The sequence below is a fragment of the Actinoplanes sp. NPDC051633 genome (assembly GCF_040681735.1).
Lineage (GTDB): Bacteria > Actinomycetota > Actinomycetes > Mycobacteriales > Micromonosporaceae > Actinoplanes.
This window is the reverse complement of record NZ_JBFAZH010001264.1, coordinates 1-2136: the sequence shown is the minus strand read 5'-3', so window position 1 is coordinate 2136 and position 2136 is coordinate 1. Positions and strand designations below refer to the sequence as shown.

General features: G+C 73.5%; 2 protein-coding genes. One reads left to right on the top strand and one right to left on the bottom strand.

Translation table 11 applies throughout. From position 1 onward, the window contains the following. Positions 1–795 (top strand): lytic polysaccharide monooxygenase (locus tag AB0M20_RS39865; protein ID WP_364306307.1); only part of this gene is annotated, 795 nt, incomplete at its 5' end. 91 nt (positions 796–886) lie between these two features. Here AB0M20_RS39865 and AB0M20_RS39860 read toward each other — a convergent pair. After that, positions 887–2095 carry an MFS transporter gene (locus tag AB0M20_RS39860; protein ID WP_364306305.1) on the bottom strand — a complete coding sequence of 403 codons (1209 nt, stop codon included), beginning with the start codon at positions 2093–2095 and terminating at the stop codon, positions 887–889. Positions 2096–2136 lie beyond the last annotated feature (41 nt).

Below are 2136 nucleotides of genomic sequence, written 5' to 3'. Positions count from 1 at the left end.
GGCGTCGCCGGCAACCACCAGGCGGCGATCCCGGACGGTCAGCTGTGCAGCGCCGGGCGCACGCAGGGCGGCCGGTACGCCGCGATGGACACGGTCGGCGACTGGAAGGCGACGCCGACCGGCACGTCGTTCAAGGTGCGCGTGTTCGACCAGGCATCGCACGGCGCCGACTACATCCGGGTCTACGTCAGCAAGCCGGGCTACGACCCCAAGACCGAACCACTCGGCTGGGGTGATCTGGAGCTGGTGTCGCAGATCGGCAACACCCCCGTGTCGCAGTGGACCCCGGTGACCGGCGGCGTGCAGCTCGAGCTGCCGGTCTCCGTGCCCGGGCGCACCGGGCGGGCCGTGGTCTACACGATCTGGCAGGCCAGTCACCTGGACCAGTCGTACTACTGGTGCAGCGACGTGGCGTTCGACGGCTCGGGCGACCCGGACCCCGACCCGGACCCCGACCCCGACCCGGATCCGGACCCGGATCCTGACCCGGAGCCGGTGGGCGACTGCAACGCCGCCTACTCGGTCTCGTCGCAGTGGCAGGGCGGCTTCCAGGCCGCGGTGACGGTGACCGCCGGCTCGAGCCCGATCAGCGGCTGGACCGTGCACGTCCACTACCCGGCGGCACAGACGGTGCAGCAGAGCTGGAATGCCACCGTGACCACGTCGGGTCCGCTGGTGACGGCGACGAACGTGGCCTACAACGGATCCCTGCGCAGCGGCGGCACGGCGACGTTCGGGTTCATCGGCAGCGGCACCCCGGCCCCGCCGACACTGATGTGCATGGCCGCCCTCTGAGCCGGACCACGTCGACGGTGGACCGACCGCCCCGTTTCGCCGCGGCCTGCCGCACAGGCAGCTCGCCGGCGAAACGGGGTGCGCGGACCGGTCAGACGAGGGCCGGGGCGCTGTCGGCCTCCCGGTCGCGGTCTCGAGACGTCCGGCGGCCCTGCAGGACGCCGGCCAGGACGATGACCAGCACGCCCGCGGCCGGGACGACGAGCAGACCGGTGCGCAGGCCGGCGTTGTCGGCGACCGCGCCGACCACCGGCGGCGACAGCAGGAAACCCAGCCGCATCAGCCAGGAGACGACGGTCAGGCCGGTGCCCGGCTTGAGGCCCGGCAGTTCGTCCGCCTCGTGCATCGCGGCGGGCACCAGCGTCGCCACCCCGAACCCGGCCGCCGCGAAGCCGAGGATCGTGCCGGCGACGGTCGGGACGGCCAGCGCCAGGCCCATGCCGCCCGCCACGACCAGGCCGCCGGCCCGCGCGACGGCCCGCTGACCGAAGCGGTCCACCAGCCGGTCACCGACCAGGCGGCCGGCGAACTGCGCCCCGACCAGCGCGATGTAGCCCCACGCGGCGACCGCGGCGGCGGCGTGCAGGTCGCCGGAGAGGTAGACCGCGGCCCACGAGTTGCCGGCGTCCTCGACGATCGCGCCGCCGATGGCGATCAGCACCAGAGCGCCGACGATCAGCCAGGTGCGCGCACCGGCGGACGGACGAGTCGTGCCGGCCGCCCGGGTCACCGCGGCCGGCTCGCCGCGATCGGCGGGCAGGCAGAAACGCAACGCGACCAGCGCGACGATCGCGAAGAGCACGCCGGAGATGCCGAGATGCATCGCGCGCGGCAGGTCGAGGGCGATCGCGCCGGCCGCCATCGCGCCGCCGGTGACCGCGCCGATCGACCACACGGCGTGGAACGAGTTGATGATCGACCGGCCGTAGTGCCGCTGCACCTCGAGCCCGTGCGCGTTCTGAGCCACGTCGGTGACGGCGTCCATCGCGCCGGCCAGGAACAGGGCCGCGGCGAGGGCGAGCACGGCGGGGGCCACGCCGGCGACGAAAACACCCGCGGCGGTCAGCAGGGTGCCGGCGACGGCCACGCGGGCCGAGCCGAAGCGCCGGATGAGCACGCCGGCCGCCAGCCCGGCCACGATCGCGCCGGCCGGGAACGCGGCGATCGAGAGGCCGTAGAGCGAGTTGCTCAGCTCGAGATCCGCCTTGATCTGCGGGTAGCGCGGGATGAGGTTGGCGAACAGCGCGCCGTTGGTGAAGAAGAGGGCGGCCACCGCGAGGCGCGCGTTCCGGACGGTCATGTGTACGATCGTACGTAACGGTGTGTACGCCAGTACACATG

Bases quoted from the DNA above. Each gene is read 5' to 3' on its own strand.
- AB0M20_RS39860 (WP_364306305.1), bottom strand. From the start codon at position 2,095: ATGACCGTCCGGAACGCGCGCCTCGCGGTGGCCGCCCTCTTCTTCACC.